The 25,009-nt window shown below is 32.9% G+C and carries 38 protein-coding genes; 34 read left to right on the plus strand and 4 right to left on the minus strand.

Annotation, left to right across the window (positions count from 1 at the left end):
* Window positions 1–15: 15 nt before the first annotated feature.
* The 28 genes from GH741_RS11220 (at window position 16) to GH741_RS11350 (ending at window position 17,444) form a co-directional block, all read left to right on the plus strand.
* Window positions 16–552 carry a hypothetical protein gene (locus GH741_RS11220; RefSeq protein WP_153736885.1) on the plus strand — a complete coding sequence of 179 codons (537 nt, stop codon included), beginning with the start codon at window positions 16–18 and terminating at the stop codon, window positions 550–552.
* 112 nt (window positions 553–664) lie between these two features.
* Complete coding sequence (locus GH741_RS11225) at window positions 665–1,468, plus strand: pepsin/retropepsin-like aspartic protease family protein (RefSeq protein ID WP_153736886.1); 804 nt, start codon at window positions 665–667, stop codon at window positions 1,466–1,468.
* A gap of 368 nt (window positions 1,469–1,836) precedes the next feature.
* Window positions 1,837–2,529, plus strand: a complete 693-nt coding sequence (locus GH741_RS11230) for a hypothetical protein (protein ID WP_153736887.1) — start codon at window positions 1,837–1,839, stop codon at window positions 2,527–2,529.
* 407 nt (window positions 2,530–2,936) lie between these two features.
* A complete protein-coding gene (locus GH741_RS11235) occupies window positions 2,937–3,404 on the plus strand; it encodes a hypothetical protein (protein ID WP_153736888.1) in 468 nt (155 codons plus the stop codon).
* A gap of 312 nt (window positions 3,405–3,716) precedes the next feature.
* Window positions 3,717–4,289: a hypothetical protein gene (locus GH741_RS11240; protein WP_153736889.1), complete on the plus strand. Its 573-nt coding sequence runs from the start codon at window positions 3,717–3,719 to the stop codon at window positions 4,287–4,289.
* A gap of 272 nt (window positions 4,290–4,561) precedes the next feature.
* On the plus strand, window positions 4,562–5,122 hold the full coding sequence (locus GH741_RS11245; protein WP_153736890.1) for a hypothetical protein: 561 nt from the start codon (window positions 4,562–4,564) through the stop codon (window positions 5,120–5,122).
* 153 nt (window positions 5,123–5,275) lie between these two features.
* Window positions 5,276–5,467 carry a hypothetical protein gene (locus GH741_RS11250; RefSeq protein ID WP_153736891.1) on the plus strand — a complete coding sequence of 64 codons (192 nt, stop codon included), beginning with the start codon at window positions 5,276–5,278 and terminating at the stop codon, window positions 5,465–5,467.
* 180 nt (window positions 5,468–5,647) lie between these two features.
* A complete protein-coding gene (locus GH741_RS11255) occupies window positions 5,648–5,818 on the plus strand; it encodes a hypothetical protein (protein WP_153736892.1) in 171 nt (56 codons plus the stop codon).
* Between the two features lie 218 nt (window positions 5,819–6,036).
* Entirely contained in the window at window positions 6,037–6,159 is a 123-nt protein-coding gene (locus GH741_RS22120; protein WP_276608227.1) for a hypothetical protein, read from the plus strand.
* 227 nt (window positions 6,160–6,386) lie between these two features.
* On the plus strand, window positions 6,387–6,572 hold the full coding sequence (locus GH741_RS11260) for a hypothetical protein (RefSeq protein WP_153736893.1): 186 nt from the start codon (window positions 6,387–6,389) through the stop codon (window positions 6,570–6,572).
* A 70-nt stretch (window positions 6,573–6,642) separates the two neighbouring features.
* Entirely contained in the window at window positions 6,643–6,843 is a 201-nt protein-coding gene (locus tag GH741_RS11265; RefSeq protein WP_153736894.1) for a DUF4083 family protein, read from the plus strand.
* 207 nt (window positions 6,844–7,050) lie between these two features.
* Complete coding sequence (locus GH741_RS11270; protein ID WP_153736895.1) at window positions 7,051–7,767, plus strand: dihydropteridine reductase; 717 nt, start codon at window positions 7,051–7,053, stop codon at window positions 7,765–7,767.
* A gap of 215 nt (window positions 7,768–7,982) precedes the next feature.
* Window positions 7,983–8,486 (plus strand): arsenate reductase/protein-tyrosine-phosphatase family protein, encoded by a 504-nt coding sequence (locus GH741_RS11275; RefSeq protein ID WP_153736896.1) that lies wholly within the window; start codon window positions 7,983–7,985, stop codon window positions 8,484–8,486.
* Between the two features lie 15 nt (window positions 8,487–8,501).
* Window positions 8,502–8,693 (plus strand): PspC domain-containing protein, encoded by a 192-nt coding sequence (locus GH741_RS11280; protein ID WP_153736897.1) that lies wholly within the window; start codon window positions 8,502–8,504, stop codon window positions 8,691–8,693.
* A 233-nt stretch (window positions 8,694–8,926) separates the two neighbouring features.
* On the plus strand, window positions 8,927–9,424 hold the full coding sequence (locus GH741_RS11285; protein ID WP_153736898.1) for a P-loop nucleotide/nucleoside kinase family protein: 498 nt from the start codon (window positions 8,927–8,929) through the stop codon (window positions 9,422–9,424).
* 373 nt (window positions 9,425–9,797) lie between these two features.
* Window positions 9,798–10,085: a hypothetical protein gene (locus GH741_RS11290; protein ID WP_153736899.1), complete on the plus strand. Its 288-nt coding sequence runs from the start codon at window positions 9,798–9,800 to the stop codon at window positions 10,083–10,085.
* Window positions 10,086–10,166: 81 nt separating this feature from the next.
* Complete coding sequence (locus GH741_RS11295; protein WP_153736900.1) at window positions 10,167–10,580, plus strand: hypothetical protein; 414 nt, start codon at window positions 10,167–10,169, stop codon at window positions 10,578–10,580.
* An 11-nt stretch (window positions 10,581–10,591) separates the two neighbouring features.
* A complete protein-coding gene (locus GH741_RS11300) occupies window positions 10,592–10,978 on the plus strand; it encodes a hypothetical protein (RefSeq protein WP_240795476.1) in 387 nt (128 codons plus the stop codon).
* Between the two features lie 275 nt (window positions 10,979–11,253).
* Window positions 11,254–11,832: a hypothetical protein gene (locus GH741_RS11305; RefSeq protein ID WP_153736901.1), complete on the plus strand. Its 579-nt coding sequence runs from the start codon at window positions 11,254–11,256 to the stop codon at window positions 11,830–11,832.
* A gap of 259 nt (window positions 11,833–12,091) precedes the next feature.
* Entirely contained in the window at window positions 12,092–12,286 is a 195-nt protein-coding gene (locus GH741_RS11310) for a hypothetical protein (protein WP_153736902.1), read from the plus strand.
* Between the two features lie 116 nt (window positions 12,287–12,402).
* Window positions 12,403–12,672 (plus strand): hypothetical protein, encoded by a 270-nt coding sequence (locus tag GH741_RS11315; RefSeq protein WP_153736903.1) that lies wholly within the window; start codon window positions 12,403–12,405, stop codon window positions 12,670–12,672.
* A 94-nt stretch (window positions 12,673–12,766) separates the two neighbouring features.
* Window positions 12,767–13,534 carry an alpha/beta fold hydrolase gene (locus GH741_RS11320; protein ID WP_153736904.1) on the plus strand — a complete coding sequence of 256 codons (768 nt, stop codon included), beginning with the start codon at window positions 12,767–12,769 and terminating at the stop codon, window positions 13,532–13,534.
* A gap of 80 nt (window positions 13,535–13,614) precedes the next feature.
* Window positions 13,615–14,043: a hypothetical protein gene (locus GH741_RS11325; protein ID WP_153736905.1), complete on the plus strand. Its 429-nt coding sequence runs from the start codon at window positions 13,615–13,617 to the stop codon at window positions 14,041–14,043.
* Window positions 14,044–14,170: 127 nt separating this feature from the next.
* Window positions 14,171–14,644 carry a hypothetical protein gene (locus GH741_RS11330; protein WP_153736906.1) on the plus strand — a complete coding sequence of 158 codons (474 nt, stop codon included), beginning with the start codon at window positions 14,171–14,173 and terminating at the stop codon, window positions 14,642–14,644.
* Between the two features lie 319 nt (window positions 14,645–14,963).
* On the plus strand, window positions 14,964–15,377 hold the full coding sequence (locus GH741_RS11335) for a hypothetical protein (protein ID WP_153736907.1): 414 nt from the start codon (window positions 14,964–14,966) through the stop codon (window positions 15,375–15,377).
* Window positions 15,378–15,540: 163 nt separating this feature from the next.
* Complete coding sequence (locus GH741_RS11340; protein WP_153736908.1) at window positions 15,541–16,038, plus strand: GNAT family N-acetyltransferase; 498 nt, start codon at window positions 15,541–15,543, stop codon at window positions 16,036–16,038.
* 193 nt (window positions 16,039–16,231) lie between these two features.
* Complete coding sequence (locus GH741_RS11345; protein WP_153736909.1) at window positions 16,232–16,519, plus strand: hypothetical protein; 288 nt, start codon at window positions 16,232–16,234, stop codon at window positions 16,517–16,519.
* A gap of 529 nt (window positions 16,520–17,048) precedes the next feature.
* Window positions 17,049–17,444, plus strand: a complete 396-nt coding sequence (locus tag GH741_RS11350) for a hypothetical protein (RefSeq protein WP_153736910.1) — start codon at window positions 17,049–17,051, stop codon at window positions 17,442–17,444.
* A gap of 74 nt (window positions 17,445–17,518) precedes the next feature.
* On the opposite strand, the gene GH741_RS11355 is transcribed toward GH741_RS11350, so the two are convergent.
* The 3 genes from GH741_RS11355 to GH741_RS11365 form a co-directional block, all read right to left on the minus strand.
* Window positions 17,519–17,773 carry a hypothetical protein gene (locus tag GH741_RS11355; RefSeq protein WP_205677326.1) on the minus strand — a complete coding sequence of 85 codons (255 nt, stop codon included), beginning with the start codon at window positions 17,771–17,773 and terminating at the stop codon, window positions 17,519–17,521.
* A 196-nt stretch (window positions 17,774–17,969) separates the two neighbouring features.
* Window positions 17,970–18,422 (minus strand): NUDIX hydrolase, encoded by a 453-nt coding sequence (locus GH741_RS11360; RefSeq protein WP_338079386.1) that lies wholly within the window; start codon window positions 18,420–18,422, stop codon window positions 17,970–17,972.
* A 170-nt stretch (window positions 18,423–18,592) separates the two neighbouring features.
* A complete protein-coding gene (locus GH741_RS11365; protein WP_153736911.1) occupies window positions 18,593–19,366 on the minus strand; it encodes a Cof-type HAD-IIB family hydrolase in 774 nt (257 codons plus the stop codon).
* A 587-nt stretch (window positions 19,367–19,953) separates the two neighbouring features.
* Here GH741_RS11365 and GH741_RS11370 point away from each other — a divergent pair.
* From GH741_RS11370 to GH741_RS11390, 5 genes are all read left to right on the plus strand, one after another.
* A complete protein-coding gene (locus GH741_RS11370; RefSeq protein WP_153736912.1) occupies window positions 19,954–20,361 on the plus strand; it encodes a hypothetical protein in 408 nt (135 codons plus the stop codon).
* 159 nt (window positions 20,362–20,520) lie between these two features.
* Window positions 20,521–21,222, plus strand: coding sequence for a hypothetical protein (locus GH741_RS11375; RefSeq protein ID WP_153736913.1), 702 nt, complete (start codon window positions 20,521–20,523; stop codon window positions 21,220–21,222).
* Between the two features lie 144 nt (window positions 21,223–21,366).
* A complete protein-coding gene (locus GH741_RS22420; RefSeq protein WP_153736914.1) occupies window positions 21,367–21,675 on the plus strand; it encodes a TIGR04104 family putative zinc finger protein in 309 nt (102 codons plus the stop codon).
* Window positions 21,676–21,859: 184 nt separating this feature from the next.
* A complete protein-coding gene (locus GH741_RS11385; protein WP_338079392.1) occupies window positions 21,860–22,525 on the plus strand; it encodes an HAD family hydrolase in 666 nt (221 codons plus the stop codon).
* 173 nt (window positions 22,526–22,698) lie between these two features.
* Complete coding sequence (locus GH741_RS11390; protein WP_153736915.1) at window positions 22,699–23,073, plus strand: hypothetical protein; 375 nt, start codon at window positions 22,699–22,701, stop codon at window positions 23,071–23,073.
* A gap of 219 nt (window positions 23,074–23,292) precedes the next feature.
* Here GH741_RS11390 and GH741_RS11395 read toward each other — a convergent pair whose 3' ends face one another.
* Entirely contained in the window at window positions 23,293–23,730 is a 438-nt protein-coding gene (locus GH741_RS11395) for an Rrf2 family transcriptional regulator (protein ID WP_153736916.1), read from the minus strand.
* Window positions 23,731–23,935: 205 nt separating this feature from the next.
* Between GH741_RS11395 and GH741_RS11400 the strand changes: the two genes are divergently transcribed.
* Entirely contained in the window at window positions 23,936–24,793 is an 858-nt protein-coding gene (locus GH741_RS11400; protein ID WP_153736917.1) for an SDR family oxidoreductase, read from the plus strand.
* Window positions 24,794–25,009: the final 216 nt, after the last annotated feature.

Consider the following 25,009-nt stretch of genomic DNA (forward strand, 5'->3'; position numbering starts at 1 on the left):
ATTAGGATTTATTGAGTGGGTGGTGGGAGAATTATCGTAACTTTAATAAATTTTACTATCTGGATATTGTTCTTATTGGCTACGATTTTCTTAGTCTATTTAATCTATTTTTTAGTAAATAAAAGAAAAAGAAAGCTATTTCGAACTGGAATGTTACTTTTAATAGTAGTTATTTTCTTGGGTATCTTTTATGCCCCAACCCAGACTCATATTGATACATCTAAAAATTATTCGATAACTTTTTATACTGGTAATACATCTTTTGCGATTACAGATAAGAAACAAGTAAGTAGAGTTATAAGCTTAGTTAATAGTCAGACTCTAATAAGGAATACGGAGAAAACCATTTTTGGAGTGACTAGACTTCCTTCAGATGACACGATAACAATACGAATCGTAGGGATTAATGTTCCATATCATGATCTCTTTGTTGTAAGAAAAGATGATTATAAACAATCTTTTGCAAATATAAATGAACAATATTACTCAATACTTTCAGCAAAATCATTTGTTAAAGAAGTGGTTAATCTTGTTTCTGATTATGCTCAATAGATACCGAAAAATCTGTGTACTTAATTACCGAAACAGAAGTGTTGAATAAGGGATACAAATGGTAATTGTAATTAGCCATATTTTAAAGCAGAAGGTATAGGGAGGTTAGTGTGTGGAGGAGCTACTATTTAATTTAGAGATAGATGAAGAGGACGGAAGTGCGGAAATTCTTGTGGAAGGAATCATAGGTGAGAAAAATTATTGTTTTCTTTTAGATACTGGTGCAGCTAAAACATCTGTTAAAACAGATGATTATATAGCAAAATATCATAGTATAGGAGAAAGTCATAGTAACGGTGTCTTTTCATCTCTTAGTGAGCAAAAGATAGTTATTCCGAATATTGAAGTCGGTCCTCTAATAAAAGAAAATTTCACAATATGTCGTACTAACGAAAATCTAGATCATAAAAAAAATCTTATCGGAATGGACTTTTTAAAAGAATATTCTTACTGTTTTTATTTTGATGAAAACAAAATCATGGTAAATCAAAATACCGAATTACTAAAAATGACACTTGAAGATTTAGTTCTTGATCGCAAGGGTTACCAGCCTTATATAAATGTTCATTACGGGGAAACAATGGCTAGTGCTGTTTGGGACACAGGAGCAGGAATAACAGTAGTTGATGTAAATTTCATTAAGAATAACCCTAGCTACTTTGAAGAGATTGGAACTTCAATGGGGACCGACTCGACAGGAACTTCCATTAATACTCCAGAGTTTTTGATGAGTTCAACAATCATAGGTAAACATAGATTCCCTTTTCATAGAGTTGTAGGTGTTGATTTATCACGTGTTAATTCGACAGCTAAAATAAGAATGGATTTAATATTGGGTTATAGCACTCTTAGTAAAGCAAATTGGTTTTTTGATTTTCCTCGTGAAAAGTGGGCCATTTTAAGTATGTTAGAATAACTATTTATTTTCATGAACGGGTCATTTGAAACAGTGTACCATAGGCTTGCTAGTCTTCGAAATGAATGCCGCACATTATATTGTTGTTTTTCTTATCGAAGTAATCTTTGCATAAATCTACATACATTTCGTGGTTAATATAAAGTGCGCTACAGATCAGGGGAGGGAGATAGATGATAAAAAGAAAAGTGATAACAACATTATTGGCAACGCCTTTATCCTTGTTAGTGGTCTTTGGATTATTCTTTGGAGAATGGGAACGACCTTTGAAGAAAGGTTAGACTTCTTTATTTGGATGTGAAATAGTTTTATGGATTTTAGTCAAATTTATTTTTATTAGTTTTGACTAAAATATGAGGAGGGATTTAGTGAAACCTTATGCTGGAACCATTATGGTTATAGGCTTACTGCTAACGGGTTGTACAAATAATGAGACAGTTTCTATTGAAGGGGAAATATTCGCGATAAATCCTGAAGACAAAACATTTGTTGTTTACGTAGGGGATACATTGACAGAACATCAAAGAGAAGCACAGGATTTTGACGAAAACGAAAAAAACATTGAAGCGTTTCTGTCGCAAACAGAGGAAGATACAGTGGTGAAAGGTGAAGTAGATTCGTTTAATGATTTAAAAATAGAACAAAAGGTATCCATCGAGATTAACGGGAATTATGATAAAGAACTGGTTACGATTGGAACGATTTTTGAAAACCACGAAAAACTACCCGCCTATGATATAGAAAAGGTGGAGGTTATTCCTTATTCAAAAGAAGAAATTGTTGCGGAAATGACAGTGGACAAAGGAAAATATGGGCTTTATATTTACAATCCGAAGCCTGACGAAAACGGGGGATTCAGTCCTCCAGATTTGACTAACACTATTCAACTTCAAACATTGGTAATGAGACAAGTTAATAATGATAAAAATACGCAAGAATTGTTAGGGTTATATGACGATTCTCCAACGTATATCATTACAGATGATAAAGGTATTATATTTAAATCGAACAAGGAAAAGGAACTAGATGCATTTGTAAAAAAGTTAGGGGAAAAAAAATAAACTAAAAAACTTGACTGTGCAAACACGAAAATGCTTGTTCAATGAACGGGTACGTTAGTGAAACAAACTGTCGCTGCCATTGTTGAACGAACGACGCAGAAGAGTTTAACAAGAACTTTAAAAATGGGGTAGGGAATATAATGAGTAAAGAAAATAAAGCAGACAAAGTAGTAAAACGATTTGTATTATATGCGGTAGCAGTAGGTATTGTAGTTTTTGTTGGGTTGATGATTATGGGGATTGTAGGCGTAGTCTTCTAACTAATTATTCTTCAACAAACGGTTCCAATAGTTTAACAAAGGATCATCAATTATGATGATCTTTTTTTGTGTTTGAAGAATTATTGGAATATTATGTTAAAATTAATATGTGGGGACAGTTGTACTTAAATTAACGGAGCAGTTTAATTGAGGAAGAAAAAGAGTGAAATTAGAAGGGAATTTGTTAATGTGAAATTTGAGGAACTTCTTGAGAAAAAGGATTTGTTTGTTTCATTGGAGCGTATTACAGTTCCGAGAAGAATATTAGGAGAAGGTACATTATCAATAGTAATAAATATTAGTGATGATTTTGGTGCTTTATTTTTACAAGAGAATAAACATCTAATAACTACATTGCAAATAGATTTTGCTCACAATGTAATGTTTTCGATTATTCCTGATGATTTTACTGAATATGACCACTCTGAAAGATTTAGTGGAAATACATTTAAAGTGTACACGAAGTCCCGACAATTAGAATTTGCCGAAAAAATGACACCTCATTCGAGAGATGTCTTTTCAAACAAAAAGTTACTACATTATTCAATAGTTTGTTTTGAGGATAATGTTGATGTATTTTCTTATGTGGAACCAACCATTATAGTAGTCAGGTAAATAATAATAACTTTTAAAGTTAGTTCCATATCAGTTTAATAGTAGCTTGTTTGTTATTGTAGCTAAAGTGGATGTTGAATAAAGCAGACTGGATGTGTTCTTTCGCTCTTCAATTAAAGTACAAATTTTGTCGGTTTAATCAACAAGGAAACCTTTTGCCTGTAAGTAAGAAATCCTTCATAAAATGGAAAAAAATGTTTAAATAGTAATATAAATTGGAAATGTCAACACACCATTTAATGATGTTTTATATTTAAACACAAATAGGAGTGGTTCATTATTAAACAACTTATCGTTTTTGTTGTAGGTGCTTTGCTTTTAGTAGCTGGGTGTTCTTCAACAACAGATGAAGAGAGTGCTGACGCAAGGGAGAAGTATAACGATACGGAACAAGAGCTAAGCGAAAAACTAGGAGCTGGTATTAGGATTTTGGAACCAAATGGGTATTCTCTGCTCAGCGCCTCTCTTCTCCCAAATGAGGAAGGTGAATATCGCGAGGTAGGATTGGGATACGGAGTTATGGAAGATGGAAAGGAAGCTGTAGAAATATCGGATAAACAATCGGAAAAGCTGTCTAAAACAGAATATGTATATGGACCTTATAAAGGTAATGCCAATTTTAGAGTAGCCATTCAACCTATAAAAGATGAGTTTGATATTGAATCGTTCGCTATCGAGGCAGGCGGGGAAGTAACAGAAATAGAAGGACAGAACGTAGCTTATGCGGAAATAGATACGATGCCTCGTCAGTTAAGGGCTTTTGTGCCTTTTAATGATGTTTTATATTCATTGGTTATCCCTTTAGAGGGAGAAGGTACGGGATTATCAAAAGAAGATGCTTTTGACTATATCAAAAAAATTGTCAATGAATATAAAAACAATTAAAACGTATATCATTTAACAAATCATATTGATTGAGCAATAAAAAAATGAGAGTTCTCTAAAATAGTTTATTTAAATAGCTTAACCATCCAAACTACTGACACTTCTACTAGTTTGAATGGTTAAGTTATTTAATGAGTTTATTTATGTTGAAATTAATATGTGAACACCTGTACTTAAAGTAACGACGTAGGTTAGTTGAAGAAAGGATATTTGCATAAGTGAAACGAAATCCAATTTTATTCGTAGATATGAGTTAAAAGGAGAGTGTAGAAATGGTATATATTGCTCTTGGTATTGCTTCTCTTGCAATTTTGTTAGTCTTACTGTTTGCTGATAAATTCACTCCTTTTTCAGCTATGATGAGTAGTTTTAAGGAAGGAACATTTAAGAAAGGAATCGTGTCATTATCCATTGTTACAATCGCATTCACCTCTTACGGTGTTTATTATGAACTAACTTATCAACCATCTTATTTAGATATACAAGTCGAAGGTGAACACTACACCGTATTCGGAGACGTTGGAGAATTTGGTTATTATTCGGACACTTTAATAAAAAAAGATGCAGAAACGGAAATGCACCTTGTATCTTGGGGAGAATTAGGTTTAGAAAAAGCAGAGATAATTGTTCAGTATCCTTCAGGAAAAGAAGACATATGGGAAGCCGAACTATCCCGATTAAAACAATCATCAATATCCCCTTTAACAGAGAACTATCAAATTCAAGACATCCACAAGGCTTCGCTTTATACATTTAAGGAAAAAGGAAACGTTGAACTTAGTATAACCGACGGAGAAAAAGAGTTAAGTAGTTTAAAAATAGAAGTTAAATGATAGAAAATCTGTTAGCCCGTTATTTGTTGAAGGAACGGGTAGCTTTACTTCAAGAAGTAATATCCTCTTGTTCAACTAACGGAGCAGGTTAGTGCAACAAGAAAAGTATAAAGTAATCACTATTGTTAAATAAACTCGTAAGGGGAAAATAAATTGAGAAAAAATAAAATTATGCAATGGGTTGGATTTGCTATAGTGATGATTTCTATAATGTTAGATGGACTTGTAAAACATAGAGGTGAAGAAAATCTAATATTCGGAGTATCTTATTACTTTATTATTGGTAATGTCATCGGTTTTTTGGTTCTTATTATTTTTACCATTAAACAAAGATATAAAAAGTGATTTTAATACCCTTAGATGGGAGATTAAAGGTACGGAACAAAGCTAATCAGTTTATTGCCAGCTTCTCTTTATATTGTGAAGGAATGTACTTACACTAACGGGTGCTTATCATTAACAAGCAATAACCCTATTTTGTGGTGATATCCGTAGGGTATATAAAAGTTTTAAGGGGGATATAAGGTGACGATTCAGGATTTTTTTACGGGATTACCATTAGCAATTGGAATTGTGTTTTTCTTAATTGGATTGTTCCTTCTTTTTATTATTATATCTATAGCTGTGAGGGTTGGGATAGATAATTCAAAAACAAGTAAGATGTTAAAAGAGCTGTTAGAGTTGCAACGGAAATAAAAACAATTGAACATCCTTCTTGTTGTATTAAAGGGTGCAAGAGTTTAACAAGGGATCGTCGAATAGGATGGTCCTATTTTTTGATTTAAATAATTTTTGGAATATTATGTTAAAATTAATATGTGAACAGCTGTACTTAAATTAACGTAGCAGGTTAGTGAAACAAGGATTAAAAATAAATATGTAATGCAAATAGACATAATAATGGGGGAATTTATATGTGGATTTTCACACTACTAATTGCTGTAGGTGTGGGGACAATTGTTGGGTTTATGAAAGAACAATCCAGTCAAAATAAAAGAATTATTGAATTACTTGAAGAGATAAAGCGAGATAAATAATGCTATTAAACAAATGGTGCGTTACTTCTTTTATTCCACTAACGCCGCAGTTTAGTAAAAAGTAAAATCTCTTAAAATGTAAATTTAGAAGCAGATGTGGGTTATTTTATGTATGGGTATGGTACTAAAGGGTGGCTTTTCTTGAAAAAGGAATTGCACTTCTTGTTCAAGTATAGAAGCAGAAGAGTGGCAGAAGGCTTACGAGTTTCTAAAAGGAGGTTTTTAATATGAAGAATGTAAAAACCAAAAGTTTTTTTATAGCATCTGCGATTACTTTTCTACTTCTTACAGTCGCCATTTTTTTGAACTACAACTCCCTTGAATACGCCAAGGAAGCCTGTGTTGATAACAATAAAACTCCAAAGATTGAACAAGATTTTCTTGCATTCAATTGGTCTGTTTCTTGCGACTGATTTAATCTTGCTTGTTCCATTAACGGGTGCTTATCTTAAAAAATGAGAACTTTCAAAAGGGGGTTAGAAGATGGATTTTGTACAAACTGTTTACTTAGTTATAGTTGTTGGACTGATTTTTTTATTCTTTATATCTTTCACTGTCTTTATTAGACGTTTGCTTACAAATTCTTCAATAAGAAGCAATGAGGCAAATGAGGTTGGTAAGAAGCTCGATACATTAATCGAACAAAACGACGTAATCATTTCACTATTAAAAGAGAAAAAGTGACTTTACTTGTTCAACTAAAGGGTTAAATAGTGAAAAGGGCGATCACAAATGATCGTTTTTTTTCTGTTCTAACGACTATTATTTAAGTAGGATAAAATAAATTTTGATAATAAATTTAAAATAATCAGTTTGTTTAATTGAGAATCGTTATCAATTGTTGTATATTGGTATAGTAACGATACATAAAATTGATGAGGAGAATATATAATGCAAATATATTGGACAAAAATAAATAAGATTATTGAAGAAACGAGTGAGGTTAAAACGTACCTGCTCGACTGTCCGGAAGATTTTATATGGGAAGAAGGTTCCCATACCCACTTCGCACTGGAAGGTTTTAATGCCGGAGAAAAACCAAATCGCAGTCTGATCCGCCACATGTCAATCTCCACTTTACCACACGAAAATTCTATCGGTATCACAACACGCATCAGAGAGCAGTGCTCTGAGTTTAAAACGATTTTAAGAAGTCTTGAAGTCGGGAATGAAGTTGCAATATTTAAAACTCATACGAATATACCGCTTAAAAGAGAAGACAAAAATGTTTACCTGCTATCATCAGGTGTCGGCCTAGCAACTTTCAGACCGCTTGTAATTGATTATTTCGAACGTGATGACAACGTCAATCAAATTCATTCCCTTAACATTGATTCATCGAAACATTTCTTGTTTACCAATATTTTTGAATCCGCACCTGACAAAAAATTCACATCACAGTACGTTGATAACCGTAAAGAATACTATGAAGAAGTGAAGAATCTTGCTGCAGACAAGGATGGACTCTTCTATGTTGTAGGCAGTGATGAATTCCTCGTGCAGAACATTGAAGTACTACTTGAACAAGGCATCAAGCCAGAACAGATTATGCTCGACAAGCATGAACATATGCTACCTGAGTTTTTATCTTTTGATTTGTCAATTTAAGCGATACTAAATATTTACTTAAAAGTACTGAATAGATGGGTTGCAATAGCTTAACTACGGATCGCCGATAACGGCGGTCTTTTTCTTCAGACACTAAAAGATAAATTGGAATTTTATGTTAAAATAGAATGTGAAAAGGGCGGGTTAGCCTAAGAGGGTAATTGAAAAACGGGGCGAATTATTAATAAATGGATACTCTATAGGGGGGATGCACAATGAAGATTCTATTTGTTTGTACTGATAATTTCACTCGTAGTGTGATTGCAGAATTTTGTATGAAAAAGTATCTGAAAATTACTAACAATAATTCAGTAAGAGTTGCATCAAGCGGTATAAGAGCTAATAGCGATATTAGCAAATACTCAAGTATTCATTTTGAAATTATGGAAGAATTAGATATAGATACTTCTGACTTTAAAAGAACACAATTTGATGAGACTTTTTTCGAGGAGTTCAATGTAATTATTGGGATGAGTGAATTACATAAAGACTATATTAAACAACACTATAACCGTGATATATTTTTATTTAACGAAGTATTAGACGGACAAAAAACACCTGTAAATATTAGTTCTCCTGATAGTGATGATTTCTTAGAACAAATGAATCAATTGGTGAGATATATAGAAAATTCTGTACCAAATTTATTAAAAAATTTAGAGAAAGTCGAATATAGTCTTTCAACTAAAACAGTCAATAGAAGCTCATCACTTAAATAGAAAGGAAGAATTGCTTTGAAGAATCAATTAAGAAAATCATCAACAGATAAATCCATATCTGGAGTTTGTGGAGGCATCGCCGAGTTTTTCGGTATATCCTCTTTTGCAGTAAGACTAATCTTTATTGTCTTACCTGCTAATCTGCTTATATATATAATTCTGGTTAATGCAATTCCTGATAGCCCTCCATCATTGAAAATTTATTAAAGCAATGGGAGTTTTTAATTGATTATTGGTCTTATTTATTCGGCTTATTATAGTTATAGTTTTTAAAAATAAGTAAGGATTTATTTCCATGTAAGCTCAAGGCCTCGATTGTAAGTGAAAACTATCCTTCTATGAGGGTTCTAGAAAAAGCAGGGTTCAAACGAATTGGCATTGAGGACAACGAAATCTATTGGGCGATTAACAATACTTTAATTAACGAGGGGTAGAGTGATATGAAACAATTGGGGACGCTATACTTTTTCTGTGGAAAAATGGGCGCAGGAAAATCAACTAAATCAAAACAATTGGCGATAGATAAACATGCTGTACTGTTGTCTGAAGATGAATGGCTTTCCGCTCTTTATCCCAATCAGATCGCATCATTCGATGACTATCTGAAATTTTCAGCGCAGCTCAAGCCGTTGATGAAAAAGCATGTTCAAAACATATTAGGTGTTGGTACAGATGTAGTGATGGATTTTCCAGCTAACACTAAAAATCTGCGAAAGTGGTTTTTGGATATGGCGTTAGAGGTCAATGCAAGCCATCAACTAATTTTCCTTAATCTAAATAACGAGCAATGCTTACGTCAAATTGCACAAAGACGTAACGAACAACCCGAAAGAGCAGCCTTTGACACGGAAGCGGTGTTTATTCATGTTACTAAGTTTTTTGAAGCACCAGAAGCATCCGAGGGTTTAAATATTTTAGAGTTTAGTGGAAAAGAATAAAAGGAGTTCAACATAGTGTTATAGAATCAGAATACAATTTTGTGAAGTAGTACACTTCAACTAATAGATGATAGATTAAACAAGGGATCGTCGACTACGGCGATCTTTTTTTTGATTTGAAGAGTTATTGGAATATTATGTTAAAATTAATATATGAACCTATGTACTTAAAGTAACTTAGCAGGTGTTTAACTTTGGACGGTAACCGTTTCTTTTTCGTTGAAATAGAAACAGATGAACTTTTTCCAATGCATTATATAGAAATAGCTAAAGATGGTTCGGTAATTTCCGAAGAGAGTTGATAGTAGTTCAACATAATGTTCGAATAGTTAATAAGGGGAAAATGCAACCTTGTTTCACTAACGACTTAGTTATGTCTAATAAGGGATTTAACTCTTATTCTAAAATCATTACAGGGGGGGGAATAAAAATGAGTTTAATAGTAACTATACCTGTTCTTATATTAGCAGTTTATTTGGTTTTTCTATTGGTCAAAAAAAGCAACGCATCAGGAACAAAATGTATGTTGTTAGGTTTAAGCATTCTTTTATTTGGTGGAGTTATTGCGATTGATGGGAATTCTGATTTAGGAGGATTTGAATACTTAATTCTTTTTATAGGTTTAATAATTTCAATTGTAGGTTTTGCAAAAGACAAATAAACTTCTTCAACGATGGGTACTTGAATAAGGAATTACTTGTTCAAGTATGGAAGCAAGTTACTTTAATTAGGAGGAGAAAAAATGAAATCTATAATAAGTTATTTTTTATATGCTCTTCTACTGTTTGGGACATTACTTTTGGTGTCATACATTGATTTCAGATTAGAAATAATTGCAAAACAAGACTATCGTGTGTGGAAATGGGTAACGATCAAGCAGTTTTTGTATATTCCAGTTGGGTTTGCGCTTGCCTTCCCTTACGTAGTCAAAAATTTTAAAAAAGATGGAAATTGGAAATTTGATTATAAAAAAATAATATTTTTTGGTATTCCTGCTTTATGTCTAACTTTTTCTTACACCCTTTACTATCATAGCGTTTTGGGCATTGTTGAAATTCCTTGGTGGATCCAAATGGATGGAGCTGTAATTGAATTAGGAGGTGCTCTTTTAGGATATATAATCTTCTCTAGTTTCTTTAAAACCGAGAAGGATTAGGATAAAGTTATATGATTATCGAAGTAACTGGAGCTTTCATTAAACAAAAGCGGGAAATGGAGGTGAAATATTTGCCATTAGAACAGGAAGTAATGGGTTTGTTAATTGGTGGGTTTTCTATTGTTATGGCGATTTCAATGTTAGTTACTGTGTTCCTTTGGGTGAAAAATAAAAATAATAGTTTGGGATATATCTGGACATTACTGCATTTGCTATTAGTTTCTGTTGCGATATATTTTGCATTAAAAGGTATAGCCTTTGACTACAATCATCCAATGGCTTCAGAAGAGATTTCGCTCCAGATGGGTATTTCTGGAGTTGTTTGGGCATTGAGTATGATTTGTTTAGTAATAGCATTATTTAATTTTTCGAAAGAGAGAAACCATAGTTCTTCTTAAACTGTGGGTTTTCAATAAGATAGTTGTTGAACTAAAGGGTAGAAGTATCTGAGATTTATAAGCTAAGCTTACATATCCATTGAAATATTCTTAAATAATGGTGATGACTATTTCAATGCAAATATCGTCCATATAATTTTTAAAAAGCTTTCAAAAAATGAATTTTCTTATTGGGTTATCGGGTTAAAGAGTTGAATAATGGAGTTGTCAATTTGGTAACTGCTACTAGACTAAATGGTCGAATGTTCAATAAGAAGAAGAATGGGGGTAATAACTTGAGATTTTGTTCTATTTTTATCAGTCTATTTATGGTTTTAGTCTTTTTCTCAGCCTGTTCAGCAGAATCCTCTTTGGAACTAGTAGATGCAAATGTTGATATTGTTAAAGATAAAAATTTACTTGGTTCAATTGGAATAACTCAAGGGGAGAGAAAGGGAGAGGAAATGGTACCGACAGCTTTATTTTATGAATTCACGATTAAAAATACTGGTCATAAAACAGTAGGTATTCCAGGGATTGATAAAGGAATCGAACTTAAAATTGAACCTAAAGAAGAATTGAAATTAGCGTCAGAGGATGTAATAGGCTTCAATATTTATAATCCTGACGATTATTATGATAGTGGCGTTGGATTTGGTCAATCTTTTGTATCAGTACTTAAATCTGATCAAAAGGGTCAGTATATTCTCAACTACGATTTAGGTGTGAGTGAAGAAAATTCCCAAGTTCCACTCCTTGTACCTTCAAAAGAAAAGCTAGATGAACTTAAGAAACATTCTTTTAACGCCTTTCTGATTGTAATAATCGATAATCAAGAAATAGAAAGATTTGATTTGGAAGAATTTAAAGACTAGCCATCAAACTTTTTGAATTTAAAAGGGTGTTTATTGGTCGCTGTTATTATTTACTATTTATCTAAGGGTATAGGTGCAAATGAAAAGGTTGATAAAGGTTTTAAACTAGCATACTTTGAATTATCATATAGGCGAAAAATGATTAGAACTTTATAAGTACTTAAAGTAACGTGGCAGGATTATTAAATAAGGGAATTAAAGTAAACGGAACTTTACAGGGATTCTTTCCGTAGCAAAATAAAAAAGAAGGGGTAAATGGATGTTAATTAATCAATTATTACCTTTAATATTATCAGTGTTCATCTTCTTAGCAGTGGTTGCTGTGATAGTAAGTGTGGTATTAATCATTAACAGGAATCGGTCTAAAATAGTAAATAAAGAAGAAGTAAATACTGATTTAAAAAGACGGATTGAAAGATTAGAAAAGGAAATAGAGAACATTAATAATAAATGAAAACAACATAGTAGACGATGCGAAATTCCAGCTAAAGGGAGCATTGCTGAATAAGCAGGAGTCGCTAATTTATCATCGAATAAGATAGTGTTAGTAGATTTAGGAGGAGGGGTTTTATGACAGAGGAAAATTTTCATCGATTTGTAACTGTAGGGTCTACATTAACTGTAATAGGATTTATACTTTTGTTCTTTAGCACTCATTTTGGAACATCCATGGCTGACAGTTGGCTTATGAATCAGGGTGGAGCGGATACTTCTATCTATCAGATTAGGGTAGAAAGCTATATAAATAACTTTTTAGTTTCTGGAGGGATACTTTTCGGTATAGGACTTTTCACTCTTATCCTAACTTATTTTATAAAGATGAATTTCACGAAAGAGTAGTAAACTCTGTTTATGAAAAAACAAGAGATTAGGATTGTTCAACTAGAATAGGTTGTTTTTCTATACATAATAAATGAGAAGTGAGGTGAGCTGGTTGCAGATACAGAAAAATATAGAGGAAACTTCAGCAGGGAAAATACAATATAGTATAAGTGGTAGTGGTAAACCCAGCATTGTTTTAATTAACGGCGGATCGGGACCGATAGAAGGTTGGATGAAAGTTTTACCAGAAGTATCAAAATCATCAGCTGTATTTTCCTATAATCGTCTTGGTGTTGCTGGTAGTGACAAGCCAAAGACAGCACAAGATGGGATTACTATCGTCGAAAATTTACGTGAGGCATTAAAATTAGTTGGATTTGAACCCCCTTATTTACTTGTAGGGCACTCTTTGGGAGGTTTATATGCAAATTTGTTCACTCGACTTTATCCAAATGAAGTAGCAGGTGTTATCTTTCTAGAATCTAGTCATCCAAATGATACAGGCCTCGATAAATATCAAGGGAAAATTGCAAAAACAATTAACAAGTTGTTCTCAATAGTTGATTCCATATCATCAAAAAAACAATTTAGCGAAGTAAATTTTGTTAAGCAAACTGTAAGTCAAATTCAACAGATAAATTCTTTTCCAGAAATACCTGTATACGTTGTTACAGGCGGGAAAGAAAATCGTATGATGCCAAAGGAAGCTCGCCAAGAAAGACAGGAGAACCAATTAGAATTACTTTCCTTATCAGAAAACAGTAAACACATTGTGGCAATGAACAGTGGACATTTTCCACAGTTATCAGAGCCAAAAGTTGTAATTGATGCAATTAAGGATGCCGTTCATTACATAAAAGAACAATCAAGAACTTCTTAATCTATAGGGTGCGATAGTGGATCAAACTGTAATTGCTTTTATGTCGTTGCCGGGGATTTGGGATCTCGAGGAGGTATAGCATGAAAAAACCTAAAATTCTGTATATTATCGTTGTTTTCTTATTAATTGTGATTTTCAGTAATAGGTCGTATAACGTTGGGGAACCTAGTTTTTTTGTCCCAGTTATTATTGTTTCGTTAGTTATTGGGGTTATTGGAGTATATTTGTTCGGAAAAGATATGAGGCTATACAAAAATTTATACTTCCTAAGTTATGTCATTACAATAGGTGCTGCTTTTGTACCCATTATAGGCGTCAATATGGAAGAGAGTAATCTTTCTTATGGATTTCCTGCACAATGGTTCGATTATTATCATTTGAGTGGTTCTGTTTCTTTTCATTTATTTGGATTTTTATTTAATTTTTTCATATTTTATTTTGTACTACGATTCTCAAGTAAAACTTTTTTGAGGTTTTCTAAGAGTGAGACCAACTGGAATAACGTATAGATAGCGTGGTTTCACTAATATTTAACGAACTGAAGCGATTGTTCAATAAGGACAGTCGTTTTTTAATTAACACAGCAATAATGTGGAATAACACTGTAAACTTTAGAAAAGTGATTGGGGTGAAGTAATGACAAAAAAGAATAGTTTTATAGCTTTTTTCTTGTTAATTATCTTCAGTTTATTTGGTTGCAATTCAGCGGAAAATCCAGAAAAAGATGAAATAGGAAGTTCTTCGACTGTTAGTACCTCATTTCATAACTATGATTCCAAGATGGTACCAAAAGCATTAGAAGGACACTCCGATTTCCCCGAAATGAATGCTGATGAATCAAAAACAGAAACAGTCATTATAGGAGAAAAAACAGTTACAGTAACGTATTCCGTAACTACAGAGATAAGTTCGCACGGTTCCACAGCAACTGATACAGATAAAGGGAAAAGGTGGAAAGAAGCAACAACAGCAGATTTTTTCGTAATTTTAAGTAAAGAATGGGAAACTAAGGATGGTAATCTAGAAAGCTACTGGAAGTATAAGTACAACCCTCAAACCGATCAAGTAAAACTGATTGATAGTAACGATAACGACAATAACATTAAATAATTCTTGTTAAACAATAGGGTACAACAGTTAAAAGATCGTCGATAGAGCGATCTTTTTCTGATTTATAAAAAGGTCGAGTGGAATTTTATGCTAAAATTTGATTGAAAGCGATTGTATCTATAACTATAAAATGTGGCATGAGAAGTGATTATATTTATGTTAGTCTAACTGCCTAATAGTAGCTTGCTGTTATTACGTTAAACGGTCCAAGAGTTTAAGCTCCAGGAATTGTCCCGGCAGTTCCTTTTTTACTAGCTATCAGGCAGGAAGAGTCTAAGTAGCTGTTTGTACTCAAATTTTTATACTATGGGGAGGAATTATGAAGAATTTATTAATGTATTTATGTTGGTCAATTGTGTTAATTGTACTTCTATATTCAGGTGGTTTGGTTCAAATCAATTTACTAGAACATCAAAACACAACACATAACATATTACCTAATTTTACTTTTAGTTTTTTATTCCCTTTGTTTTTAGGCATGAGTATTCGTTTTTCTTACTTTTTTTCTGACAGAGAAAGGGATAAGAAATGGACTTTTAACTGGAAAAAGCTTCTCGGTATTGGCTTCCCATTACTCTTAATAGCAATGGGACCATTTATTTTTTTCATCATAGGGTTACCAACAATTGATAGTTTATTACCTGGATTTTATTTATCCAACTTTTCATCAGAAAGCATTGCAGGATTGATTTGCGGATTTGTAGTTGTAGATAGCTTAAGGGAATCCAAATAAAGGTTAATTTCGTTTAAAAGAAATCCTTCTTCCACTGAATGGCGTTTATATACAGTATATTGAATAAGATAGTTGTCGATACGGTAACTCCTACTGTCTTTAAGCATCGGGTTAGTTGGATTTGATAGGATATACTGATGAAAAATCAAATGGGGGGATTCCATTGTTAATCAGAGAAATAAAATTTGATGATGCTGAAAACTTAGTAAAATTAATTAAGCTAGTTGAAATTGAGTCACAATATATGCTTTTTGAACCAGGGGAACGAAACACTGGTCCTGAACAACAAAGAAAAAGAATAGAGGTCATGAAAGAAGAAGGTTCTTCAACTATTTTTGTAGCAGAAGAAAATAATGAATTAGTTGGCTACCTAATTGCTATGGGTGGCAATGCTAAAAGAAACAAGCATTCCGTATATCTTGTTATTGGGATTTTAAGTGAATATAGAGGGTTGGGGTTAGGGGAAAAACTATTTAAACAATTACAGGTGTGGGCAATGGAACATGATATTCATCGATTAGAATTATCCGTTGTAAATCGTAATGAAGCAGCATTGAAGTTATATAAAAAAATGGGATTTGATATTGAAGGTACAAAAAGAGATTCGCTTTACATTGACGGCGAATTTGTTGATGAATATTATATGTCAAAACTTTTATAGTGTTAGCTAACGGGCTCTTTACACACTAACTCACCAGTATTGTTGACCAATTTTAGTGGAGTAATGTTTACAATTGTAGCGAAAAAAGGTGGAACATCAATAGAAACTAAAAGGTTAAAAGGAGTAAAATGTATGAAAAAAATAATTCCCTTCGTGTTTTTTTTCATAATTCTGATTGGTTGTTCTTCTGGAGATGGGCCTAATAAAAACTGAGAAATTCATCGGTGAAATAAATGCGATAAATGATAATGTGTTTACTATAGATTGCTCTGATGAAGTTAATAAAACGGATGATCTCTGGGGTTTTGAATGTTCAGTACAGGTCATTGATGAGACACTATTGAAAGACAAGAATGGAAAAAAACTAAAATTTGAAGATTTTAAAGAAGGATTAGAAGTTGAGGTTATATTAAATTCTCCCACAGACCTTATGAATGATACGGAACCATTAATAGCAGATAAAATTACGAAATTGAGTTAAAATGAGTGAAAAATTTTGTTGTTGAAGTAATTGATATTTTTCTACAATAAACGATTTTGTTCATTGTAACCAAAAAGTGTTAAGGGAGGAGACTTATGGAGTGGATTATTAACATATTATTAGGTATTGGAATTGTATATTTTATTTTTTTTACCTTTGTAGTGTTCATAAGTAAAAAACGAAAATAACATGGTTCTTAAACAAACAGGTTCTAATCTTCAGGGAGGATAAGTACCTTTCTTTATTGATTGTATGTCAGCATCAATATAATGGCCACCTTTGGTATCATATTGTCTCTTTAACGTAGAAAAAGGACATTCTGCTGTTATATAAGTAGTTCAATTTTGGAGTACAAAGCATTAAAATGTACTCCAAATTGAACTTCTTTTTTATTGCTATTTAAAAATAATTGGTAACAAAAACATTCAGTTTTTGGAGTTAACAATGAAAAATTGTAAGAAAATTGGTAATTTTATGTCATAATGGTAGAATAATATAATCTAAAAAGATTAAGGGGAGTGTTTTCGATTTGAAGAAATTCCTTCTTTTTGTCAGTACTTTGTTGCTACTACCACTTATAACTTCCTGCGTAGATAAAAAACTTGAATTCGTAGGAACAAGCGAAAATTGGGATGTTGTTTATGAAGTTACAATTCACGCTGAAGATAGTGAATCAAACGGTTTGTTGGTTAAATATATTGGGGAAGACCCTCCACCACAGGAGATAGATTATCAACTTAGTAGCGGTGAAGATGGTGAAAACACTATCGCTAGCGGTAACCGAATTTCATTAATACGAAGCGGTGTAGCGGAAGTGGCTAATTCTAGTTGTAGTGGTTGCTCTATTACATTCGATTTCCAAAAGTTCAATGCAACAATAGAGTGGAATGGTAATTCGGAAAGTATGGTATTGAGTAATGAATAATTTAAGATTAAATTAAGTGTTACTGGGATATGAGAAAAATATCATATTGCTTTGCTATTCCCTATTATAAATAATTATGTTTTATATATTTTTGTTTTTATTAATCTAAAGGATTTTTGAAAAAATTCTTTTAGATCTATTTGTCCTTTTACGAGCTCATATTCGGTCTCAAATTGATCTCTATCACAAAGGTATTGTTCTCCGTTCTTATCTGTGATTAGATAATCTCCTGGCAACCCCTTCATTGTACCATCGGATGTTTCAATTGTAATAGATTTTGAAAGCTTCAATGCTTCAACAACAATGGGTTTTTTTCTGTACTTAGGCATGGATATCAACCTCCTTTTCCGTACAATACTAGACTATTCAAAAAGCGGGTTTAATGTGTATAGGCTATAGCTGTCTAATTTAGCATTGCATGCCTTCAAAGAAGTGACGAGCAACTAATAATCTTCGTTATTTTAATAAGCAAAAGGAGCTGCCACATCGACAACTCCTTTAACTCTAACATCCCTTACTTTAAGTTCACTTTGTTTTGCAATCTGTGTATTGTTCAATAAAACCTCTATACTCATCTGTTAATCCATGTGGCAAATTGCTAGTAGGGAAATACTGCATCTTTTTTGACTCGCTATAATCAATCTTCATATCACCACTTACATCTTTGGTATAATAAACAGCTGTTACGGAATATAATTCATCACCGTTTGCAACCTTAAGGTAATATTCTGAACCAGAGAAGACATTAAGCAATTTTAAGTTTTTAACTACTAATCCTGACTCTTCAAAAACCTCTCTTTTTGCAACTTCTTCAAAACTTTCCCCTAAATCCATTAATCCACCTGGCAATCCCCAATTCCCATCCTGTCTTTTTTGCAATAACACTTCGTTTTGTTCATTTAAAATGATTACAACAGAACCTGGTAAAATAACTGGTCTATGTCCAACATATTGCCTAAGATATTTATAGTATTCCACTTTTTACTCCCCTTAGTGTCTGATTTCCAATCAGTAAATTAGTTGCACCTTTTTTAAACTCTACTATCATTTAATACAAGAAGCGACTATTCCTATTGAACAATCGCTACCCTTGTTAAATCTATAAAAAAGGTAGCGCTGAACCTTCTTTATTCAAAGACTAATCATTATTAAAACAAGTATTTTTCTAAGGCATGGTGTACTCCGTCTTCATTATTTGAAGAGGTAACCGCGTTAGCTTTCTCTTTAAAGTCATCTGGTGCATTTCCCATGGCAATTCCTAAACCAGCGAATTCGATCATCTCTAGATCATTATAGAAATCTCCAATTGCTATAATCTCTGACTTATCAATACTTAACTTTTTTAACACTTGTTCCAAAGCACTGGCCTTATGTGCTTGAGGATGGATGATGTCTTGAAAAAAACCATCACTAGTTTTACGCAAGTTATTAAGTTTTACATTTCTCCACCCATCAATTCTTTCTTGGTCGTCTACGGTAAATTTCATAACTTTATCGGTAAGTTTTAGTACATCTTCATGGATGGTATGAACCAGATTATATTTTTTAAATAACTCAGTTTGATAGTCATCCATTCTTTCAACATATAAATCTAGTGCTGTACATACATAAAAATGAATGTCATGTTCTCGGCAATAATTTATTAACTCCGCTACGTCACGAATGTCATACGAAAATTCATGAAGTATCTCTTTTGTATCAGTCCTTAATGTAGTCGCTCCATTATGAGAAACCAATATTCCTTCAATGCCTAATTTATCTAGGATAGGACGTGTTTGAGTGAGACATCTACCAGTTGAAATAACTACTTGAACCCCAGCATTTTCGGCTTTTTTTACTGCCTCTATTGTTTTTGTTGTGATGACACCATCATCAGTTAACAATGTTCCATCGACATCTAGAGCTAACAATTTATATTTCATTCTATCACCACTTTAATTTTTTTGACCCTAATTTTACCAAGTGTAATGGAGCGACTGTTACACTTATACCGATTCGTTATTTCACGAAAACTTTTTCATAATCTCTATATTTATTTTAACATAAATTTCCATATCCCCTTTAAATATAGAAAGTTAAGCTGATGTACGATTTACTAATTTATATCCTATACGCTGTTTATTTATTCTCTGCGATTTGTGGTGCAGTTTAAACGAAATATACACAAATGGGTTTACATCAACAGGAGAAAACAGTAAATAATAACCTAATTGGGGACACAATTCACATATGAATTGGTGCCTCCTTTTTTGTTTCTATATCAATGCTTCACCCGATTTAATTTATTAACTAGCACATCAATACACACACAAATTGGAAACACCGCATAATTATGCGGTGTTGTTAAAACCAGTGCTACAATAGTTTTGAATTGGATATGCTGAATGTTTTTTAAAAAGGAAAAATGGAAAATTTATGGTAAAATAATTTATAGATTGTGAATAGTTGTACTTAAACTAACGAGCAGAAGAGTTGAATAACAGTATCGAAGAAGAAAGGAGGAAGAATATTGGAGTTTACAGAGTTTGTTAAAGAGTTAGGTTATAATATTTCCTTTGAGGCTATATCCGAGCCAAGAACGAAAGGTGTAGTGTTAAGAGTTATCGTGAATAGAAGTAAGGATGCATCTGATTTACTCATTACCCATCCTGATAGTAAGATAACAACCTTTCAAATTGATTTTCCAAATTATATTACATATTCTGTAGTATATGATGATTATACTGTTTGGAACGATGATCAAATATTTGAAGGTGAATCATTTCGTATTTATAAAAAATCAAATTATCTTGATTATGTCCAAAAGGAGTTTAGGTTGCAGGACAAGAATGTAAAACACTATTCATTAGCTTGTTTCGAACATCATATTGACATAATATCTGAATATAAACCTATAATTACTGAAATTTTCTTGTGAAATATTACAGAATCATTTTTATCCTAAAGGTAATAGCTTATTAAAGTAACGAGTGCAATAGTTTAACAAGTGATCATCGATAACGATGAATGTATTTTAAGTAAAGCAACAGAATTATTTAATGCAAAATATTTTTAAAAAATGCGGAGGAAATAAATTATGTCACTGAAATGGGCTGAACTTATAGAAAACGGCAAACTCTCAGCATTATTACCGACAAATCAGGATGAGGAGAAGGAATTATTATCAGCTAGAAACCGAGAAGTTATTGATACAAATGAAAAAAACATTAACAATAATGTGAGCCTTTCAACAGTTGAGCAATTATTGTTAGCTAACTATTTTGCGATTGGACCTTATAATTTTCAAGCCATAATAGGTTCTTTGGATAAATACGGAATGGAATATATATTAAGGTATGCGAATCACTTCAACAAAGCCAGATTTATTTTAAATAACAATAAAAGGTCGTTTATAGTTTTGGAGGATGCAAAAGAGAGCTCTATAAAATTATTTTCTGAACTATTAACTAAAGACAAAATAAGTCCATTTATTCTAGGACTGTATTTAAATAATGGATACAGTAATAGAGAATTCCCATTTGTTCTTACTCACCCTACTTCTATATATAAACTGAATCCTCGCTGTATATCTAATATTGAACTTATAGAAGAGGAAGAACTTGTACGGTATTTGAGGATATGCAATCCGACTTTCAGAGCCGAACCCAATATGCTTTATTTTAATGAAAATTTAATAGATAACTATGCTATTAGGCTTTTGGTAACAGTTTACAAAGAACTTTATCTTATTGTCGATAATAAAACTAATCTAGTTGTATTCGTTGGTGGAAGAAATTGAATATTTTATATCATTTTTTTTCACCAACCAAAACTCCTCTTTATTGAACTAACGGGTGCGTATGTTGACGAAGGGGTTGTCGTTGCGGCAGTCGTTATAGTGCTAAAGAGCAGAAGAGTGGAATGACAAGGAAGGATTAAAAGTATGCAAAAATGTGAAAAGTGTCAACATAAATTTAAATGGCTAGAGGTCTTAAAATCGTTCTTAAGGTTTGAAAAAACTTATGATTGTAGTATATGTGGAACAGAGCATTGGATAGAAACTACATCAAAAATTATTGTTGCTCTATTTTATTCTCTAGCTCCAATTATTGGTTTTTCATTGGGTCAGACCAAACCATCACTAATTATCTTTATAGTGGTATTAGCATATCCCCTGCTTATTTTCTTATTGTCGCCATTTTTGTATAGATTCAATTCAAAGTATCGAGCCAATCATAATATACCTTCTTGAAGAAAAGTAATATCAAAATAGCCGTCCGAAATCTAAGGTTGAATCCTTGTTCAACTATAGGGTGCTTTACTTTAATAAGGAGAATGCCCCTTGTTCCACTAACGCAGTAGGTTAGTAGAAAAAGGACTTTATGTTACCTACAAAAAATATGAGTAGTATTTCTTTAACAGGGAGTGGAGTAAAAGTGATTCAAGCTGCTATATTTGATTTAGATGGAACTTTACTAAACAGAGATGAGTCAGTAAAACTATTTATTAACAGGCAATACGAAAGGTTAAATAATCAGGTGGGGCATATCCCTAAAGAGAGGTATGTGACAAGATTTTTAGAATTGGACAAGAGAGGTTATGTTTGGAAAGATAAAGTGTATCAACAGTTAGTAGATGAATTTAATATTGATAAACTAACTTGGAAAGAACTGCTTCAAGACTACATTAGTGAGTTTAAGAATAACTGTGTTCCTTTTGCTAATCTAACTCAAATGTTGGAAAAATTAAAAAGTAGCAATCTCCTTTTAGGAATGATTACAAATGGGTATGGACAATTCCAATTGGATAATATTAAAGCTTTAGGCATTGAAAAGTATTTTGATGTTATCTTGATATCTGAATGGGAAGGTATAAAAAAACCAGACCCTGAAATATTTTACAGAGTCATAAAGAAACTTGATATATCGCCTAATGAAAGCTTATTTATGGGAGACCATCCAATGAATGATGTTAAAGCTGCCCAAAATGTTGGTATGAAAGGAATTTGGAAGAAAAATTTTCAATGGAATAATGTCGATGCAGACTACATAGTAGATGATTTGGCGGAAGTACCTTCAATTATTGAAAATTTAAGCAAGTAACTAATCTAAAACTAATCAGTTAACGGGGCGACATTTAAACAGTGTTGTTGCTCCTTGTTGCGCTAACGGGGGCGAAAGTTGAACAAGGTGGTCAATAATGATCGGTTTCTTCTTTACGATGTATTTATCGTCGACTATGGATAAAATCAAATTTTATAAATAGGAGGCTAAGAGTGCGATTTGGGATTTATTTTGCCCTCATTATCGTTTTATTTGGGCTTACTGGCTGTACAGATTCTGATAATCAAGTTATCTTCAGTGGGAAAAGTAAACATTGGGATGTAGAGATTGTTAAACATAAGGAAACTGGATTATCTAATATCCATATTGACCCTAAAAATATTGACGAAGAAAATTTAAAACAGATTGAAATTAGCATTGATCGTGAGCAGAGACATATAGGTTTAGAGATAGAGCTAATTAAAAAAGATGAAAGAATAACCCACCCAATACCTAGTGATATGTTGGAGGATTATGAGGGTTCGATAGAAGTAACAGTGTCTTGGGATTTTGAATCTCCTGAAGAGATTGAACTTGTAAGTAGGTAATATTTTGTTCTAAGCTGTGGTTTAAATAATGGATGTTATGCTAACGGGTGCTTTAGTTGAAGATGGATAGTAAATTTTAATTCAAAAAACGCTCAGATACCTGAGCGTTTTTTCTTGTTATTTATTGTGTTAGTTTACTGGTGAAATGTTTGGTTAATTATTATGATATTTACATTGTTACTAGCACTTTTCTCCCATCAACCGAACCCGTTAGGCTGTTTATGAATGTCTTTCTTCTTTTTCGACTATATCCTTCACAACATCTTCAATGGTCACGTTTCCTAATACTTTCTCCAGTGCTAATTGAGCGGTAGATAAGATCGGAATAATTGTATCTTGGATATTCTTTCCGACAATACATTTCGGATTTGGGTTGTCATGAACACTGAACAATTCATTATCCTGTACGACATCGACCGCTTTATAGACGTCTAGTAACGTAATATCAGATAAACTTCTTGCAAGCTTAGAACCGGCAATTCCCGGACGAACTTCTATTAAGCCAGCTTTCTTTAACATACCAAGGATCCTTCTAATTAAGGCAGGATTTGTGTTAACACTTCCCGCTAAATACTCCGATGAACTTACCCCATCTTTATTAAACTCAATCAGAGACAATATATGAATACCGACAGCAAAACGACTACTGATGGACATAAACAATCACCTTCCTCAAAATCAAAACGTGTATTTATAATTAATACAAATCCTATTATACGCTAAAATTGCGGGATACTAATAAAAGTTTTGCAAACGTAAATGTTTGACAAAAGCATCACCTGTAACTACAATTATTACATGTAATCAATATAGTTACAAGTTTGTTAAAAAAACTATTATTTTTTAATGGAGGGTATTTACTATGAAATTATTAGTAACTGGAGCTACCGGGAAACTTGGAAGCAAAATTGTTGAGACAATATTGAAAACTGTTCCAGCCGATCAACTGGCGGTAAGTGTTCGTGATCCAGAAAAAGCACAAGGATTAAAAGACCGTGGAATCGACGTTCGTCAAGGTGACTTCGATCAACCGGAATCATTAGATACTGCATTTGCGAGTATTGATCGGTTGTTAATTATTTCAACAGATGGGGAAAATGAATTAAGAATGAAGCAGCATACGAATGCAGTGGATGCAGCAGAACGGGCTGGAGTTAAATTCATTGCTTATACGAGCATCGCAAAAGCAAAAGAAAGCAAGAATTTCCTAGCGCCGCCACACCAAACAGCAGAAGCGGCGATTTTAAAAACAGGAATCCCATACTCCTTCTTACGTAACAACTGGTATCTGGAGAATGAAATCCCAACCATAGAAGGAGTTAAAGCAGGTGCCCCTTGGGTTACTTCAGCGGGTAATGGTAAAGCGGGCTGGGCACTGCAACAAGATTATGCCGAAGCCGCAGCTAACGTTTTAACTGGAGAAGGACACGAGAACACCATTTATGAACTTTCTGGAAAGCTTCTGACTCAGGAAGAATTTGCCGCAACGGTTGGCGAGGTGTTGGGTAAAGAGGTAGAGGTGCACCAGGTAGATGACGAGAAATACGCTGAAAAAATGAAAGGCGCAGGTCTACCAGAATTCCTTATTCCGATGCTTGTCAACATTCAAAAAAGCATCCGTGAGGGTACATTAGAAGTGGAAAACAGTGATTTTGAAAAACTCCTTGGTCGCCCAACGACAACAGTAAAAGAAGGATTAAGTCGCTTATTGAATAAATAGTAGATGAGGATTTCTCTAGCTAGTAGAACTACTGACTTATAAACTATCAGATAGTAGTATAATATAAATTTATAGGTTATAACTAAAAGAAGTAAGCATATTTTTGTAAAATAGAATATTAGGCTTATATCACAAATGTTGCTGCTCGACTGCCTATATTTCTGACCAATCGTGATCAGAAATATAGGCAGTTAGATATACTATGGTACGTTGTTC

This window comes from Aquibacillus halophilus, assembly GCF_009649745.1.
In the GTDB taxonomy this organism is placed as follows: Bacteria; Bacillota; Bacilli; order Bacillales; family Amphibacillaceae; genus Aquibacillus; species Aquibacillus halophilus.